Below are 17,228 nucleotides of genomic sequence, written 5' to 3'. Positions count from 1 at the left end.
CTTACGTAGCGGAATGACCTTTTAACAGATGTAAAATGGAAGTTTCGAGAAAATTTTTATAATCCAAAACAAATAACTCAAGATCTGTATCTTTGACCGCTTCTCTGACTTGGTTGGATGGAAATCCATGGGACCAAGAACCTACTGCTAATGCATGGCATTGCATTAAAAATAGAAATCCAGTTTGTTCATTAAAAAATGGAAAAAAATGAATCAATTGAGGTAATACATTGCTGATTTGTAATTTGATATTTGTTTTAAATTCACGAATCGTTTGGATACTTGCGTTTTTTTCTAAAATTGTTGGAACAATTGGTAAAAGTTTTAAAAATCTAGTATGTCGGTCCGTGGATTGAACAAACCAGTTGGAAAATTTTTTTGCATCAAGTTGTGAACAAGAATTTAAAAATTCGTTTAGGTCTAAAAACCAAGTTTCATAGTCGGCGCTGTGTATTCTTAAACATAAATCTTCTTTGGTTGGAAAATATAAATACAAAGTTCCCTTTGCAATTTTTGCACGTTTGGCAACCTCATCCATGGATAGTTCTGACCAATCTTTTTTTTGCAAGATGGAAGCTGCGGCTTGTATGATAGACGTACGTTTGGATAGTTTGTCTTTCTCTAAAACAGCTCTCTTTTTCGGTGAACGTTCTAAGACTTGTGCACGACTCATACTTCCAAGATACGAATCTTCCAAATTTTATGCGAGAAAAAAATAGAAATTGACCTTAGGTCAATTTAGAGTGACTCCAAGTCAGAAAAATCCAAACATAATTACAGATTAATTCTTTGGTTGCAATTTTTTAATGATTGGTTCCATTTATTCATTGTGTGTGGACGGTTTGGATATACCATCATCAAATTAAAAGATGGAACTGAGAAATGGATACGGTTGATCCAAGGTACCAGAGTATTTGATATCCAAAAAGTTGAAGATTCCTTTCGAAATGTTCCCAATTTCGAATTTTATCCAAGTTCATTTGCACCTGTCATTCATTCTGAAGAAAAAGGTGAGTGGAATTTACTTGAACCCATGCAATGGGGGATCCAACCTGAATGGTCTCCAAAACCCATCTTTAATACGAGAGTGGAACGATTGTTTACCACTCCGTTTTGGTATGCAGCCGCAAAATCGAATCGATGTATCATCCCGGCATCTTTTTTTAATGAATGGAAATCAGAAAAAGGTACAAAAATTAAATATAAAATATCACCCGCATCAGGTGAGAGTTTTTGTTTTGCAGGAATTTACGGTGTGATTCCAAATCAAAAATCCAAAACGTATTGGTTTAGTATCCTCACTCAGGAAGGAAATTCTTTAATGAAAGAAATTCATAATTCCGGAGGCAATCAGGGAAGACAACCTGTCCATCTAATGGAAGATAGTTGGGAATCGTGGTTGGATCGAAAATTAATTGAAGAAACAAAAATTTTAAATTTAATACAAACGTACCCAAACGAATTTTTGAAAGCAGAACCAGAATCGTTGGAACCTATGTTATTTTAATTGATTGAATATTTTTATACTTGGATAAAGCTTTAAAATGAATATGTATTTAAATCGAAGTTCCAAATATTTACTTTTATCATTTTTCATTTTAGGAATTTTTGTTTCTTCTCTCATATCACAAACGAAATCTTGTGATCCAATACCGGAAGAACGTAAAATCGAAATCTTACTGAAAAAAATTGGAAACTTTGAGGGAAGTTTTATTCGTAACGGGGATGCACACGAGGCAAAAGAGGCGGAGAATCACCTACGTTATAAATTAAAAGAAGCAAAAAATTCTTTTTTTGCACCAGATCCAAAAGAATGGACTGCAAAACTTTTTATTGAAAAAATCGCAACCAAGTCCTTTTTATCCGGAACCCCATATAAGATCCGTTATCCGAATGGAAAAGAAGTTTTGAGTTCCACATGGCTCAACGAAGAACTAAGAAACATCGAACGATGCCCTTAGTTCTGTGAGAAGAGTTCAAATCATTCCATTGAGGTTTGGAATCCCAATTTCGTAGGAGTGGTTTCGGTGGAAGTAAAAATTCTGTCCATATATCCAATCTTTCCAGTGCACAATTCTTTGATTTGGTCCGTACGTTTTGATTCGGGAGAAGGGATGTTAGAAGTATAACGAATGGATTCAAATAATCCTGTCGCCGGTTGGATGAATACATCGGCAATTTGGTAAGTTCCCGATCCATCACCGTTGGAAACCAAAGATCCAGAACTGTAGCGATCAAACACATTTGGAATACGAGAACGATTCCTCCATAATCCTGATCTTGAATCGAAGATTGTAGGAGGTTCATCAAAACTTGCTACATCTCCAATGGATGATCCTAAAAAGGATACCCATTGTAAACTTCCATTTACATCATATTGTGCAAAGGCATAATGTTCCGTATCATTTTGCATTGGTTCCTTAACAACAGAACTCCAGGAACTATTCGTAGTGATCAGTTGTAAAATGGATGTTTCATTAACGAAAAGTTGTCGGCTATCACTGTAAGTAGTACTTGGGTTACCATTGTAAACTAAAAAGTCTATATTCCCTTCTGTATTGACTTTTAAGATATAAGGTAAGGTTTGTCCAATGCCTGGATGGGTGTACCCATTCATGCTGCCTGCTGAAACTCCACCCAAGTAGACTGATCCATTCGCATAGCTTGCATTATTTGGAAAATCATAATAGTCGCTTGAGATGTATTTTTGTAATTTTCCCTGTCCATTTCCCTCTAAAATCGCATACAAGATATCCGTATCTGACTCACTTCCTTGGGGCGAATTTTGGGGAGTTGGCAATTCGGTAAAAGCGGTATGACCATTGGATCCTTCATTCACTAAAAACAAATGGATTTGGTCTAAACCATCCACAGCTGATGCTAAAAAATTACCAACATCTACGGAATCTAAATAAGTATACCAAGTCCGACTACCATCAGTTTTATGCCTTCCTACATAAATGGAATTCAAGTTAGCTTCCCTTGCAGATAATAAACCTGGTACGTTTTGTCCATCACCGATAGAGATAAAACTGATAGCCAGGTCTCCATTGGCAAATTTGCTAAGTCTTGGATTGAAGTTGAAATTGCTTAAAAGTTGTCCCAAATAGTCTACCCAAACGATATCACCATTATTTCTAGATAAGCGCATAAGGAATAAGTTGAAACTCACACCAGGTGTACCTTGGAAACTTCCAGTGACACCTTCCGATATTCCTGGTATGATTGGATCTTGTGTTGCGCCGATCACAATGACATCTCCGTCAGATAAAAAGAGAAAATCAGTTCCGTACGTTTCATACATACCAGATCCATACCTTCTTTCCCAAGTAGAAAAGTTACGACATCCGTCATTAAAAAGAAGTGACTGCAGAAAGTTACGGATCCAAAAATCAGATCTTGCGGGGTCGTTTGGGTTGTTCAGATCCGGTTTGCAAGAGAGTAAAATGATAAAACAGATAGGAATTAGAATGCGAAACATGTTTGTCAATGTCCTAACAGTAGTATGTATAAAACCATGTTGGAAATTCTGTTTAGGGAGACGAATCGAATTTGTTTTCAGATACTTTTCTTTGATAGAGTCAAAAAATTATGTAAACAATAGTTGTAAAAAATTCAATCTAATGTAGTGTAATTCACCAAATCGAAAGATTGGGAGAGTTCCATGCCCTTAAAAAGATATATAATTGGTATTTGTTTTTTTCTCACGCCAACTTTGTTTTCGCAAACTATCGAAACAGAGTTTAGTTTTGCAACAGACTTCAATGTCCGCCCCACCTTTGTGGAAGGCAACAATCCTTATTTCGTAAATGGTGGAAAGTGGGTTTTCATTGGAAAAACCGCAGACTTTGACGAACCGGGAATTTATTTTTATGATATTAGTTCTAAACAAAAAATTTACAAACCCATTCCTCTGGAAACGTATTATCTAACCCATACACAAGACTTCCTTGGCCAAATCGAAACCAAAGGCAAAAGATTGCCATTAACTGTGTATGAGTTTTTGTTTTATGATGAAACAACGAAACGTGCAGGATTTGTTTTGGAAAATAAAGCTAAATCTTCCAAAGGTAAAAAGTACTTTTATGTCGGTTGGGACCTTAGCGCAAATGCAATTGATGTAGTGGAACCAATTTACGAAATTCCAGAAGAGGATAAAAAATCTTTTGCACAAAGTTCCTATATTGGTTTCTCAGATAAGGACCAAACTGCTTACTTTACATTTGCAGTGGATGCAGACTTAAAGGATGATGATTCCGAAGATGTAACTGCTTTTGTTTATAAAGTCCAAAACAAATCGGTTACAAAAATAAAAGAATACAAATCTAAATTTTATCCCTACACACCCGAGTTCCATCCAGAGACGAATCAAATCGTAATTGCTTGTTATGCGGAAGCCTTTCAGAATCGAAATCCAACAGGGTATTTATTGAAATTGGATACAGATAGTTTCCAACCATTTCCGATTCCTTCAACACCATACGGGATTAGTTTTTCGAAGGATGGCAAATTTTTATACATGGCTGCCTCCGATACAGGGGAAGTTCGGATGTACAATACAGACAACTTATCTGACGTGAAAAAATCCAAATGGGGAACTCATGGTCATAAACTTGGGTTTTGGAAAGAAGGGGAGTTAGTTTGGGTTCGTAATTCTGGGCTTCATATCTATGATCCAAAAACTTTGAAACAAAAGAAAGTCATCCCAACTAAAAAGTTCTATAAAAATCATGTGAATGTTAGTGGATCGGCATTCCTTCCATTTCAGAAATTATTATTGCGTAATATTTTAGAAGATGTGAAGGGAGGTGCCTCGAATCGAATTCTCATTGCTGATTAAAAGCAGGAATGAAACGGAAGATCCACTGTCAAAACTCTAATTTTGATTACAGTGGATCATAGGCAAAATCAATTAGAATGAATTTCTATTTCCAATGATTTGCATGGTCTTCTGCATATTTTTGAAAAAGAATGGGATCCTTTCCTGTGATTTGTTTTACGGAGTCAACAATCGGAGATGCAAATCCGTCTTTTAATGCACCAGCAATCATCACAAGAAAAGATGCATAGTCTTTGGAAAGACCAACCGAAACCAATGATGTTTCAAAAACTTTTGGATCTACATCAACATATTCAATGTTTTTTCCACTGACAGATGTTAAGTGTTTTGCAACTTGGACATGGTTAATGGATTCTTTTCCTGTTAAAGCAAATGCTTGGTTATCATAGGTATTTGTTGTTAGTAATATGGAAGCCACCGAAGCAATGTCCCTCGCATCAATGAAACTAACATTCGCATTACCACCTGGGAAATAGATTTTCCCATCCTGTTTGATCCCACCGATCCAAAATGTATGGAAGTTCTGCATAAACCAATTTGGGCGGATGATGTTGTATGGGATTCCAGAGTTTTCTAATAAAAGTTCTGTTTTACGAAATGGAGCTTCCGGTGGTGCGTGTTCTACACCCATTGCTGTCATAAGCACTAACTTCTTTAAACCAACTTGTTTTCCTTTTTCGATCCAAGGCGAAAGGATTTCGAATTGGCTTGTTTCTCCTGGCGGACTTAGGAAAAATGCAGCATCTACAGATTCCAAAACATCAATTCCTTTTTTGGGTTCTTTTGAATCTGCGTAGATCCAGTGTAAATTTGATTCTTTATTTTGGGTCTCAGGTTTACGGGAACCAACCCAAACTTCATGACCTGATTTCAGTAATTCTTTGACTAACTGTCCCCCCACGAGCCCTGTTCCACCGTATACAAATACTTTCATGTGATTTTCCTTTTTGATCCCTTGTTTGATTCCTTGGATCCAATATTTAATTCTAATTATAGTAGTTTACACAAAAATACTAGACTGTCTATGTCGAAAGATATTAAAAATATATCCAAGAGTATAAATTGGTAGACAAATGGTAAATTTTTGGAATGTTTAGTTTATGGATTTATTATCAGATATTTTGGCTTCAGCTGGTTGGAAAAATGACTTACTTTCCAAGGGCGAAATTTATGAAAGTTTCGGTTTCCATTTTCCTTGTGAAAGGAGTGGGGGGTTTCATGTCGTAACGCAAGGTAGTTGTTATGCGAGGATGGGTAAAAAAATCATCCCATTGCAAAAAGGTGATTTGTTATTCATCACAAAAGGAATCCATCACGAACTTTTATCCGACCTCAAAGCGAAAGTCGTCACCATCGAACGTTTTTTAGGTGAAAAATCCAATCAAACAAAAACAGAAGTTCCTGTGACCACATTTGTAACCATTCGTTATGAAGTTCCAAGTGGCCCCATCCATCCACTTCTTGCCGAACTCCCTGATTACATTTACATTCCTTATTCCAGTATTCAAAAACACCATTCATTGGAAGACATCATTCAAATCTTATCCAAAGAATTAGAACTCAACTTAGGAACGGATTTAATCGTACAAAGATTAACGGATATTATGTTATACTACATGATTCGAATTTGGTTAAACCAACAGGAAAATTCCTCTGTAGGTTGGATCAAAGCCTTCCAAGACAAATCTGTTTTGTATGCACTAGAGAAATTGCACAATGTTTATGCGAAAGATTGGACCATTGAATCTTTGGCAAAAGAAACTGGAATCTCGCGGGCGAATTTAGCAAACAAATTTCGCGATGTACTTGGCATTCCACCAATGGAATACTTGGCAAAACTGAGGATGGAAAAAGCCAAACAATTATTCCAAAAAGGCAATATGGGTTTGGAAGAAATTGCACAGAACGTTGGGTATGCCTCTTCTTTTTCCTTTTCAAAAGCGTATAAAAGAATATATGGAAACTCACCGAGTCGTGAATGGAAGGGAGTGGTTTAATAAAACTCGAATCCCGTCCAGTTGGTTTTTTTTGGGTAATAGGTTGGGTTGGTTACGAAAAACTTCAGCTGCTTTTCTTAGTTTTTTTGTTTCGGGAAGGAGGGGTTTCATTTTTTCCCACCTTCCATCTCGTTTCATTTGTTCCGAAAGATTGAGATAGGATTGTATCCTTCCTGCTTTCGATGCATAACGGATTCGATTTTGGCAGTGGCAAGGGTTATTAACATTTGTTAAACTGCATTCCTTTCCTAAAAATTCTTCCATTTGGTTTCTTGCTCGTTTTAAAATTTGTCGGAATGCATCGGCTCGAATTCCCATCACATAACCTGCTTCCTCACTAGAGAACGTAAATACCTCACCCAAAAGATAGGCCATACGATACTTTCGAGTCATGGATTGTAACATGGCATAGGTGCAAGCGACTTGGACATGTAAGACGAGGTGCGCTATTTTTTCTTTTGTTTCATCCTCTTTGTCTTGTGAATCAGGATCAAATGGTACAACGGAAGCAGATGGACTTTGTGATCGGTGTAATTCGTCACGAATGGTCCGTAAGTGAATTTCTCTTCTTTCTAGTTTTGATTTTTTCGTATTGATGAGGTGGTTACTTGCAATTTTGTAAATCCAAGTGGAGAGTTTACTTTCCCGCCGAAACCCACCGAGATTTGTAATCACTTTAACTAAAATTTCTTGAGTGGCATCTTCTGCATCTTCCGGATTCCATAAAAATTTGAGAGCCAAAGAAAATACTTTTGGTTGGAAGAATTGAATCAATCCTTCCAAGGCTTTGGTTTTTCCTAACAAACAATCTTCTAATAAAGAAAGGTGCGGATCATTCATCATTATTTTTTGAAAGCCAACCAGTGTAGAACTAATGCTGAGAATGCAGGTAAACCTTGCGAAAACAAAATGGAAAATTTTGCGGTCGCTGATCCATAAATCCCTGCCACCACAACACAGATGAGAAAAAACAAAATGGTTTGGAATTTTTGATTTTGGTCTTTGATGAAGAGCAATGCCCAAAAAAGTCCTGCAGCCAAAAATCCATTGTACAATCCTTGGTTTTTGGCAAGTTTTGCTGTGATCTCTGCAGTTTCCGGTGTGAGTTGGAACACCTTCATTCCCAATTCTGTTTTCCATAAAAACATTTCCAAGACCAAAATGAAAACATGTTCTACCGCCACAAAACCAGTGAGTATGAGTGAAGTGAGTTTCATTGAATCCTCCTAACGATTCCTTTTCTCCTTAGGACAACGGGTTTTTTCCATTGTGACAAAATTGAGAAAAAAAATTTTGGAAAAACTAATTTTTCTCCACACCAACACTGGTGCAGAAATTTTAATTCGGATCTTGGATCTGAGGAATCATCATTTGCTCACTTTGGATTCGTTACGGTTCCTCGCTTGCAGGCCTTGTGGAAACTTCAATGGAACGGATGCTCGTTACAGAGGAAAAGGTTGGAGATAAAAATTTAGTTTTCACTATCCGTCCTCGACAAATTTCTGTTTGGTTGGTAAGCGTTGTTACATTGTTTCCACCGGCTTCACTTCCGTTGAAATATTCTAGAGTTTTGAATTGTCCCGATTGTGGAACAAGTTTGGCACGTACCTGTCCAAATGGATTTTGGATGGAGCCGGTCACAAGGTCGGATGGAATCCCTGTAAATAGACTACCGTCATCATTTGCTAATAATTCCCCTAGAAATTCATCGGTTGTACTCCTATAGGTAAATGCATTGGGATATATCTGAGGAACTTGTACGGTGGTGGACCCCAAAAACTGAAACCAATTCGGCGTCGTAGAGTTGATGGTCGAGGATGTAAAAAAATAATTTCGATTCAGACCTGATCCTTGAAATGGGTATAGAGTGCCTGCATTGGAAAATGCATTGGTAGATTTACCAATGAGTAAGAATTTTCCATTCCCATAAGTCACAAATTCTATATTAGTTTCCGAAGTAGAAGCACTTGTACCGAAATAACCCACTGAATCCCATGTTAGGTTTTGGTTGGCGATCCCGATAAAGGACCTTTTCTCATTGACAGATGGGTGGCCAGAAGTTGAAACAAAATTGGTGTTTGTATTTCCAAAAATATAAATTTTATCGCCAATCACAAAGTGATCCACAGTTTCTGTTGGATTTCCTGGATTTGGGAAAAACGATTGGATTTTTCCTACTCCGTCTCCACTGATAATGGCAATACCTACTTCGGTTTGATTTGCAATGGATCCATTTGTTGCTGTTTGGGGGGTTGGTAAACCGGGAAAACTAAGCCCAACCGTATCGGAGCTTGGGGTTGCACTGGTAGTCGAAGTGAAACGAAGCACCATCTCGTCTCTATCATTGATTTTCAATCCATAACCGGAAATAGCGATACGAGTGTTGTCTTTATTCGCATAACCTTGCCAGACGATTGCACCTGTGTCTTGGTTGTAACGGCCTAAGTAATAAGAAACATTATTTACTTTATCATTGATTGTATTGGATCTTCCAGGTCCATTTACCAAAACAAAAAATCCTAAATCTCCATTGGAAAATTCGTCTACGGAAACAATGGGATCATGAGGCCAGTCCTCGATTCCATAACTCATTTCACCCAAATAATCAAGCCAGAGGATTTTTGAGAAGTGACGGTCAATAACAAATGTTACCGCATTAAAAGTCGAATTTTGGTGGTTGGAGTGGATTCCATCAGCGGTTCCATTCCAAACCAATGGCTCTTCCGTGATCGCAGTCACTACCGTTTTTCCGCTTCGCAGAGTTTTGATTGACATTGGTTTGATCATCTTTGTTCCACTGCCCAGTCGAATGTTGCCTCTCACATTGGGATCACAAAATGAATCGAAATACGCATTGAGTAAAAACGTTTCTAAAAACGATTTTGAAAAAGGATCTGCAGGATTGTTTAAGTTCAGTTTGCATTGGCCAAAAGAAAATGCCAAAAAAAGAAAGTGTAGTAATATTAAAATAGTAGAGTTTCGCTTTGTATGTAATTTCATATGATCCCAACTCGGTTGTAGTCATTTCCATGTGGAAATAAACTGCATTGATTCTTCAGGAATAGTGAACAGATAGGAATGAGATTCTCAAGCCATTTGTCTAAAGGGAATGGAAAAAATATTCCAAAATGAGGGAAATTCCGAGGTCAAATTGTCTACAAATTGTAAAAAGATGCGCCAGCGATTATAGCGGAAATCCTTTCGCAATGCGAAAGATTGGAGCGGAAAGCGCGGTCGCTTGGTAAATGGAATTCATTGCCACCAAACAATTGCGAGGCGCCCAAACCTTGGTTAAGGGGAATTATGGCACACTTACAGTTTCAATAGAGATTTGTGTTTCTTCAGGAGAGTTGGATGACGTGAACTTTGTGTAATTGAGTCGGACCAGTTTTCCTGTGCATACTTCTCGCATCACTTCTGTTTTTTCTTGGCTCGGAGACGTGAGATTCGATTGGTAATGGAAACGATTGAATTCTCCTGTGATTGGGTTCAAAAAAACATCTGCGATGGGATAGTCGCCGGAGGCATTGTCAGTCACTAGATTCGGAGTGGATGAAAACCGATTGCTGACTTCGGAAGCATGGGCGCGAAATAAAACTTGCGATGAGGACAAATACAATGGATCCGATTCGGAAAATTCAACAATGGATTCCGAAGTACTTCCTAAAAACGAAGTCCATACATTGTCTCCATTTGTGTTAAACTTTGAAAATAAAAAATGTTTGATGCTTCCATCGGGAGCGACAGTAGGTTCAACAGGTGAGCCGTAACTATACCTGGCAGATCCCACATAAAAAATTTGATCGTCTTTTAATAAAATCCGATTGGGATCACCATACCCACCTTCTGCAGGAATTCCCAAGTAACGCGACCATACAACCGTTTCATCAGTTTCACTTAGTTTGAAAAGAAATGGAACTGGTAAACCTGGGTCAGGGTGGGCGACCGTTCCATCAATGCTTTGTGTTGCATTTCCTGTAACAAAAAGTCCATTGGCATTGGCTTTTGCACCAAACACATCATCAAATCCAATACTTGTGAGATAACTTTGGAAGATCATAAAACCATTTTCGTTCACCGATAAATGAATGGTATCGGTATCCGAAATATCACCCAGTGTTGCATTGAGAAGCATATTTCCACTTTCAAATGAGGCATGCCCACTGTTCGCTATGATTTCAACAAACACATGTAAGCGGTTGGAAGGATCTAATGCCGAGACAATGGTTTGTCCAACACTTGGTGAGTCAAAGTAAGTATACCATACTCTTGATCCATCTTCACGAATCCTTCCGACAAAGACTGCCGGGATTCCAATTCCAGATTTTGCATTCAGAGGAGATGGCTGCGAAGCACCTGTCACAATAAATGCAACTGAGATATCTCCATTGGAGTATTTGTGTAAATTTGGTTTATAGTATTTTTCTGCTACTGCTTCCCCCATGTAATCCACCCAGAGGATGTCCCCATTGTCCTTTGAGACCCGCATCAAAAAGGTGTTAAGTGTGGTGCCGTTGGTTCCTGCAAAGTTGTTTGTGACTCCTACTGGAGAACCCGAAATGATGTACTGCCTTGTCACACCAGATACCAGATAATCCCCGTTAGAAAGAATGATCAGATCTGATCCAGTCGTTTTACTTGTACCAGTTCCATAGGTTTTTTTCCATGTTTGAAAGTTAGGACATGGATCAAAAGATAAAAAAGATCGCATTACGTTCGTTAAAAAGAAATCACGCGAATACGGATCGCTTGGGTTATTGAGATTGAGTTTGCAAGCTGAGGAGAATAAAACAATAAGGAAGAAGGAATAAAAAATAGAATTCATGGTCTACTTAAGACAACATTCGAATTCAATTGATTTCTCAAAGAGAAAATAATTTATTCCCACAAAATTTTAATAACCATAGGTCATCAAACATTTCATTGCAAAAGCTCTATTGCAGTTTGATAAATTGTATCATACTCTAACTTACGTTTTGTCCACGTCCAATCGAGTTTCATCATATTTTCCACTACAACATCTCGTTCAGGAGAAACGAACAAATCTTTCGCTCGTTCTAATGCATAACCAAGAGAACTTTTGTCATCTGGTTCAAAAACAATTCCTGTTTTGAACTTTAAGACATTTGATTCTTCTACAGTGTCTCTTAAGCCACCAACACGTGAGACCATGGGAATGGTTCCATAAACATGGCTATACATTTGGTTCAGACCACAAGGTTCGAACAAAGATGGCATCAGAAAAAAATCACTCGCTGCTTCAATTTTGTGGGCAAGTGATTCATTGTATCCTTTATAAAAATAAAACACATCGGGCATTGAATCTGATAAATGGAAAAAAGCATTTTCTGTTTCTGGATCACCAGAACCAAGAACCACATAACGGTGTGGCAAGTGGCGTCTTTCTAAAAATGCCTGGAGGAATGTGGGAAATCCTTTTTGGTAGGTGAGACGACCGATTAGGCCAATCAGAGGAACATCCAAAGGTAAGTTAGGCCTTCCGATCTCTCGGTAGAGTTCTTCTTTGTTTTTTTGTTTGCCTTCTTTCCAATTGGAAATGTCATAATTTTGGAAAATTCGTTTGTCGGACTCTGGGTTCCATTCGTCTGGATCGATCCCATTTAAAATTCCAGTATAATCAACCTTTCGTTTGTTTAACACATAACTCAGTCCAAATCCATTGGGTTCTGTGAGTGTTTCTTTTCTATAACCAGGGCTTACCGTTGTGATTTGGCCTGCCGAGAGAATCCCTGCTTTCATATAGTTGCACTTTTCATTGTGATCAAAAGGGCTTGTGACCAGACGAAAGGGATCTTCTTTTAGAAAACCAGTCATCCAATGGGGATGGTCGCCTTGGTAGGCGAGATTGTGGATTGTGAAAAGTGATGGGATGGACTTCGATGAATTTTTTTGTAAGCTTAGAGAGATGGCGGTATGCCAGTCATGTGCATGGAAGGCATCCACTTGTAAGATTTGGCTAAGCGCATAACAAGCGTAAGAGAAAATGGCAAATCGGTAATGTTCTTCTGCGGTTCCATAAATGGTATGCAAACTCCGAAACAATTCCGAATCAAAAAAATACAATTTGATACCAGATTCAACTGCTTCGAGGAACCTTGCTTTGGCAAGTAAGGAGACTGCCATGGTTTCTTCTTTGGCATCTTCGGGGAGGAGGGCTCCCAATTCTTTACCGGTCCAATTCGGCTCTTTGCCCAACTTCCCAATGAGTGGCAATGCGACATAAACTTCTTCTGTCTTCACTTGTTCTTTTGTGAGGGAGGCAAGCATGTCCGCAAGGCCACCCATCTTGATGTAGGGAAAATATTCTGCGGAAGCGTGGAGAATCTTCATTTTCTGTTATTGACACCGACTCGCAAAGTAAGAAGCTAGAAAAACACAAAGTGAAATCGAGGAGAGATCCATGTCAGTATCTACTAATCTAAAAGGCCTTGCTGAACTCGGCCTAAAACCGTCCGAAGTCTTCCATAACTTATCATACGAAGAAATTTACCAGCACGAATTGAATAACAAAGAAGGTGTTACTTCTGATAACGGAACGATGATGGTGGATACAGGGATTTTTACGGGTCGTTCCCCAAAAGACAAATACTTTGTCGATGAACCTTCTTCTACCAACAACATCTGGTGGGGACCTGTTAACACAAAGGTTTCGGAAGCAATTTTCAATGAACTTTACGCAGAAGTAACGAAATTCCTCGATAACAAAAAATTATACGTATTTGATGGCCATGCAGGAACAAACGACGACACACGTATCTCTCTCCGTGTGGTCACAGAACGTGCTTGGCAACACCACTTTTGCACCAACATGTTCCTCCGCCCAACGAAAGAAGAACTCGCAAAACTCAATCCAGAGTTTACAATCATCAATGCATCTGGTTATAAAAACGCAAAATACAAAGAACATGGCCTCAATTCTGAAGTGTTTGTGATCTTCCACTTAGCGAAAAAGATCTGTATCATCGGTGGAACAGAATACGGTGGGGAAATGAAAAAAGGGATTTTCTCTGTCATGAACTACTACCTGCCACTCAAAAACGTCCTCACAATGCACTGTTCTGCTAACGTTGGTAAGGATGGAGACAGCGCTCTTTTCTTTGGTCTTTCTGGAACAGGAAAAACAACTCTTTCCACAGACCCAAATCGCAAACTCATCGGTGATGATGAACATGGTTGGGACGACAATGGAATCTTCAACATTGAAGGTGGATGTTACGCAAAAACCATCAACCTCGATCCAAAAACAGAACCAGAAATTTATGCTGCCATCCGACGTGATGCACTACTTGAAAACGTTGTCTTCGATGCAACAACGAAGAAAGTAGATTACTCTTCTGCGGCAAAAACAGAAAACACTCGTGTCTCTTACCCAATCTTCCACATCGACAACATCCAACCAGGATCCAAAGCAGGTCACCCAAACACTGTGATCTTCCTAACGTATGATGCATACGGTGTACTCCCTGCAGTGTCGAAACTTTCCATCGAACAAGCGATGTACCATTTCCTTTCTGGTTACACAGCAAAGGTTGCAGGAACTGAGCGCGGTGTGAAAGAACCACAAGCAACATTCTCTGCTTGTTTTGGTCAGGCGTTTATGACACTCCACCCAACATACTATGCAAAGTTACTTGGTGAAAAAATGAAAAAACACAAAGTAAACGCATACTTAATTAATACAGGACTTGTTGGTGGAAAGTATGGAGTGGGAAAAAGGATGAACCTTCCTGCAACTCGCCAAATCATCAATGAAATCCTTAACGGAAACATTGAAAAATCAGAATTTGAAAAACACCCAGTATTCCAAGTGTCTTTCCCTAAATCCGTTAACGGTGTGGATGCTCATATCCTCAACCCTCGTAACGCTTGGGAAAACAAAGAAGAATACGATAAAACTGCTGCAGACCTTGCGAAACAATTTGTAGAAAACTACAAAAAGTATCTCACTGGTTCCAAAGAATTTGATTACAGCCAATACGGTCCAGTAGCGTAAGTTGTAAAAAAAGATTTCATCAAACATTGCCAACTTGCAATTGTAAGTTGGTATAGTGTAAAGGATGAATTGTGAAAGCCACTCAAAGGGAATCCCTGGGGTGGCTTTTTTTATGGATTTAGGCTTTATAACGTTAGAATTTTTGAACTAGTAACAAAGAGGCGACGTTGATCCCTACAAGATGGTAAGCACTGGAGATCGCACCATAGAGAATCGGTTTAGGAATATTCGGATTGATGGCAATATTAAAGGTATTCGCTGACAAAAATCCAATTCCAATGAAACTCCCCCAAACCAAGGCATCGGTTGATTTTTCGATTTCTAATCTAGAAAATAAGATGGCTGTGGTGATTATAATCACAAGTGTGCAAAGCATCGGGCCAATTACAAAAATCATTGCTAACGGTGGTTCGGTGTCATTTTCTTTTCCGAGGGAAATTCGATACTGTTTCTTAAACAAAATCGTAAACCAAATAAACCCTAGAAAAGAATACAGAAATAATGCCAAAAACACATTAATCCAGTTCAAACTAAAAAAAATTTCTAACATAAACAATTTTCCTTTGATCAATAAGTTTTCCCTTTATAGCGGATTTTTCAAAGGAACGATTGTAAAAAATCAGGGTGGAGGAATTTTTTATCCCAAATATTGTGTTGGAGTTTTTCCAGTGAAGGATTTGAATTCTTTAATGAAATGAGATTGGTCGAAATATCCAAAATCATAAGCAAGCCTAGTAAAAGAATTATACTTTGGAATTTCTCTTATCGCAGAACTCATACGAATGATAGATGAAATTCTTTTGGGTGTGCCTCCGGTGATTTCTCTAAATTTCTTTTCAAACGTATCGATACTTAAATTCACAATAGAGGCAATCTCATTGATTTTGATATTACCCTGGGTTTGGTTCATTTGTGAAATCGCCTCGATGATCCTTTTGTCTATCGTTTGCTTTTTAACTGCCTTCCATAAAAATTTTTCCAGTTCGTCTATCTTGGAGCGATTGTCCTTTGTTTCCAACAACTGGGAGTGCATCTCATCTAGAGCCGTTTTGTTCAATAAATCATACCCTGAAATGCCAATCTCGTTCAATTCATACATCGGCCGATTGAAAAAAGAAAATGCACCCCAGGGTTGAAACTTGACAATAATGATTTCTGAACCTTTTGAAAGTGTATTGTGTTTTACTGTCTTTCGAAGTCCCGATAAAGAAATAGGTGGCAGCTGGTTCCGATCGGAATGGATACGATAATCATGGTTGCCTTTGAGTTTGATCGTTAAAACAAATGAATGATGCGGAATGATCGACTTACTAAAACTCTCATCACATTGGATGATAAGATAACTTTCGATATAACGAATGAGTTGTGGCCCGGGTTTGTATTCAGTGACAGTCGGCTCCATTGGTGATTCCAATGAACCTAATTCTGACTCTTTGTAAAGGATTTTCCTGATAGCGTAGGAGTTAGAGGCATGTGATCAAGATTTAAACATTCAGAAAATGTGCGCCTCGAATCAGTTAGGTGATCTTTGTTTTATCCAAAAACCGAGCGGGCTCACTCCGGGGTGCGCTACCGCTCCCGTCCCCAGCCATCGAGCGATGGCAGGTGACCAAGCCCTTCGGATCCCTGGCGCGGGGTTAAACTTATCAATTCGATTGAATCAATTGAAATGAGTTCAAACAACTTCTCAGAAATCTCGATGGATCATAGATTTACATATATTAATTCTGACTTTTTGCAATGATTCCAGTGTTTAAAAACTCAAATCAAGTGTATGGATTTTATTTCTTAAATGGCATCTCACCCAAATAATCTTTTTTCCCAATCTCTACTCCGTTATGCCTAAGAATCGCATAAGATGTTGTTAGGTGGAAATAAAAGTTCGGAAGGGCATGGTGGGTTAGGTATTCAAATCCAGTGAGAAACTGTCCTTCCCATCTTGGTTGCGATACTTTGATTACAAACACAGATTTAAAATCTGATTCCGTATACGTTTCCAAATACTGTAGTACCGATTGAATCCTTTGTTTCAGTTCCTCTAGGTTTGATTCGGTATCATCGTGTTTTGGTGACTCTTTTCCCGAAATACGCGCGACACAAAGTTTTGCCGTATCACAGGCAATTTGGATTTGTTTGGTTAAATGGAATTGGTCTGGGAATAATCTTGCATTCAGTAAGTTTTCGAAAGGGAACTTTTTTGTATCGGCATGGAGTTCTGCTTTTTCTAAAATTTTAAGTAAATTCCCAAGTCCCTTTTGAAAGGATAGGACAGTGATTTCAAAGATCATGGATTCATTCATGCATCTACTCCAAATGGAGTAGATGCAAAATCAATCGATTAAATGATAAAATTAAAAATGTAAATGTTTCCTTTGGT

At 38.4% G+C, this 17,228-nt stretch carries 16 protein-coding genes; 5 read left to right on the top strand and 11 right to left on the bottom strand.

The annotated features are described in order from the left end of the window. Position 1: 1 nt before the first annotated feature. Entirely contained in the window at positions 2 to 673 is a 672-nt protein-coding gene (locus LEP1GSC202_RS03345; RefSeq protein WP_039928057.1) for a TetR/AcrR family transcriptional regulator, read from the bottom strand. A gap of 120 nt (positions 674 to 793) precedes the next feature. On the opposite strand from LEP1GSC202_RS03345, the gene LEP1GSC202_RS03340 reads away from it, so the two are divergent. Continuing rightward, a complete protein-coding gene (locus tag LEP1GSC202_RS03340; RefSeq protein ID WP_015676314.1) occupies positions 794 to 1,507 on the top strand; it encodes an SOS response-associated peptidase in 714 nt (237 codons plus the stop codon). Between the two features lie 37 nt (positions 1,508 to 1,544). Next, positions 1,545 to 1,961, top strand: coding sequence for a DUF5329 family protein (locus tag LEP1GSC202_RS03335; RefSeq protein ID WP_015676272.1), 417 nt, complete (start codon positions 1,545 to 1,547; stop codon positions 1,959 to 1,961). Between the two features lie 20 nt (positions 1,962 to 1,981). Here LEP1GSC202_RS03335 and LEP1GSC202_RS03330 read toward each other — a convergent pair whose 3' ends face one another. After that, positions 1,982 to 3,481, bottom strand: a complete 1,500-nt coding sequence (locus LEP1GSC202_RS03330; protein WP_015676116.1) for a hypothetical protein — start codon at positions 3,479 to 3,481, stop codon at positions 1,982 to 1,984. A gap of 183 nt (positions 3,482 to 3,664) precedes the next feature. On the opposite strand from LEP1GSC202_RS03330, the gene LEP1GSC202_RS03325 reads away from it, so the two are divergent. Then, entirely contained in the window at positions 3,665 to 4,840 is a 1,176-nt protein-coding gene (locus tag LEP1GSC202_RS03325; protein WP_015676265.1) for a YncE family protein, read from the top strand. A gap of 85 nt (positions 4,841 to 4,925) precedes the next feature. On the opposite strand, the gene LEP1GSC202_RS03320 is transcribed toward LEP1GSC202_RS03325, so the two are convergent. After that, the gene (locus tag LEP1GSC202_RS03320) at positions 4,926 to 5,774 is read right to left on the bottom strand and encodes an NAD(P)H-binding protein (RefSeq protein WP_015676189.1); all 849 of its coding nucleotides are present in this window, start codon (positions 5,772 to 5,774) and stop codon (positions 4,926 to 4,928) included. Positions 5,775 to 5,940: 166 nt separating this feature from the next. Here LEP1GSC202_RS03320 and LEP1GSC202_RS03315 point away from each other — a divergent pair, with 166 nt between their 5' ends. Continuing rightward, positions 5,941 to 6,837 (top strand): AraC family transcriptional regulator, encoded by an 897-nt coding sequence (locus tag LEP1GSC202_RS03315; RefSeq protein ID WP_015676276.1) that lies wholly within the window; start codon positions 5,941 to 5,943, stop codon positions 6,835 to 6,837. On the opposite strand, the gene LEP1GSC202_RS03310 is transcribed toward LEP1GSC202_RS03315, so the two are convergent. The 5 genes from LEP1GSC202_RS03310 to LEP1GSC202_RS03290 all read right to left on the bottom strand — a co-directional run bounded on the left by LEP1GSC202_RS03310 (position 6,805) and on the right by LEP1GSC202_RS03290 (position 13,188). Further along, positions 6,805 to 7,680 carry an RNA polymerase sigma factor gene (locus tag LEP1GSC202_RS03310; protein ID WP_015676185.1) on the bottom strand — a complete coding sequence of 292 codons (876 nt, stop codon included), beginning with the start codon at positions 7,678 to 7,680 and terminating at the stop codon, positions 6,805 to 6,807. The genes LEP1GSC202_RS03315 and LEP1GSC202_RS03310 overlap by 33 nt on opposite strands. Further along, positions 7,680 to 8,054, bottom strand: a complete 375-nt coding sequence (locus LEP1GSC202_RS03305; protein WP_015676133.1) for a DUF1304 domain-containing protein — start codon at positions 8,052 to 8,054, stop codon at positions 7,680 to 7,682. The genes LEP1GSC202_RS03310 and LEP1GSC202_RS03305 overlap by 1 nt, the downstream gene beginning before the upstream one ends. A 172-nt stretch (positions 8,055 to 8,226) precedes the next feature. Then, entirely contained in the window at positions 8,227 to 9,837 is a 1,611-nt protein-coding gene (locus tag LEP1GSC202_RS03300) for a hypothetical protein (RefSeq protein WP_015676269.1), read from the bottom strand. 301 nt (positions 9,838 to 10,138) lie between these two features. Further along, positions 10,139 to 11,662 carry a hypothetical protein gene (locus LEP1GSC202_RS03295; RefSeq protein ID WP_015676138.1) on the bottom strand — a complete coding sequence of 508 codons (1,524 nt, stop codon included), beginning with the start codon at positions 11,660 to 11,662 and terminating at the stop codon, positions 10,139 to 10,141. 95 nt (positions 11,663 to 11,757) lie between these two features. Then, a complete protein-coding gene (locus tag LEP1GSC202_RS03290; protein ID WP_039928056.1) occupies positions 11,758 to 13,188 on the bottom strand; it encodes a glycogen/starch synthase in 1,431 nt (476 codons plus the stop codon). A 70-nt stretch (positions 13,189 to 13,258) separates the two neighbouring features. Here LEP1GSC202_RS03290 and pckA point away from each other — a divergent pair, with 70 nt between their 5' ends. Continuing rightward, positions 13,259 to 14,851: a phosphoenolpyruvate carboxykinase (ATP) gene (pckA, locus tag LEP1GSC202_RS03285; protein WP_015676199.1), complete on the top strand. Its 1,593-nt coding sequence runs from the start codon at positions 13,259 to 13,261 to the stop codon at positions 14,849 to 14,851. Positions 14,852 to 14,984: 133 nt separating this feature from the next. Here the strand turns inward: pckA and LEP1GSC202_RS03280 are convergent, their stop codons facing one another. The 3 genes from LEP1GSC202_RS03280 to LEP1GSC202_RS03270 form a co-directional block, all read right to left on the bottom strand. Next, on the bottom strand, positions 14,985 to 15,401 hold the full coding sequence (locus LEP1GSC202_RS03280) for a DUF1761 domain-containing protein (RefSeq protein WP_015676280.1): 417 nt from the start codon (positions 15,399 to 15,401) through the stop codon (positions 14,985 to 14,987). A gap of 87 nt (positions 15,402 to 15,488) precedes the next feature. Further along, the gene (locus LEP1GSC202_RS03275; protein ID WP_244147625.1) at positions 15,489 to 16,265 is read right to left on the bottom strand and encodes a helix-turn-helix transcriptional regulator; all 777 of its coding nucleotides are present in this window, start codon (positions 16,263 to 16,265) and stop codon (positions 15,489 to 15,491) included. A 367-nt stretch (positions 16,266 to 16,632) separates the two neighbouring features. Next, positions 16,633 to 17,151, bottom strand: coding sequence for a DUF1993 domain-containing protein (locus tag LEP1GSC202_RS03270; RefSeq protein WP_015676135.1), 519 nt, complete (start codon positions 17,149 to 17,151; stop codon positions 16,633 to 16,635). Between the last annotated feature and the right edge of the window lie 77 nt (positions 17,152 to 17,228).

It is taken from the genome of Leptospira yanagawae serovar Saopaulo str. Sao Paulo = ATCC 700523, from assembly GCF_000332475.2.
Classification (GTDB): Bacteria; Spirochaetota; Leptospiria; order Leptospirales; family Leptospiraceae; genus Leptospira_A; species Leptospira_A yanagawae.
The sequence above is the reverse complement of the archived record's forward strand: the minus strand, read 5'-3'. Positions and strand labels throughout refer to the sequence as shown.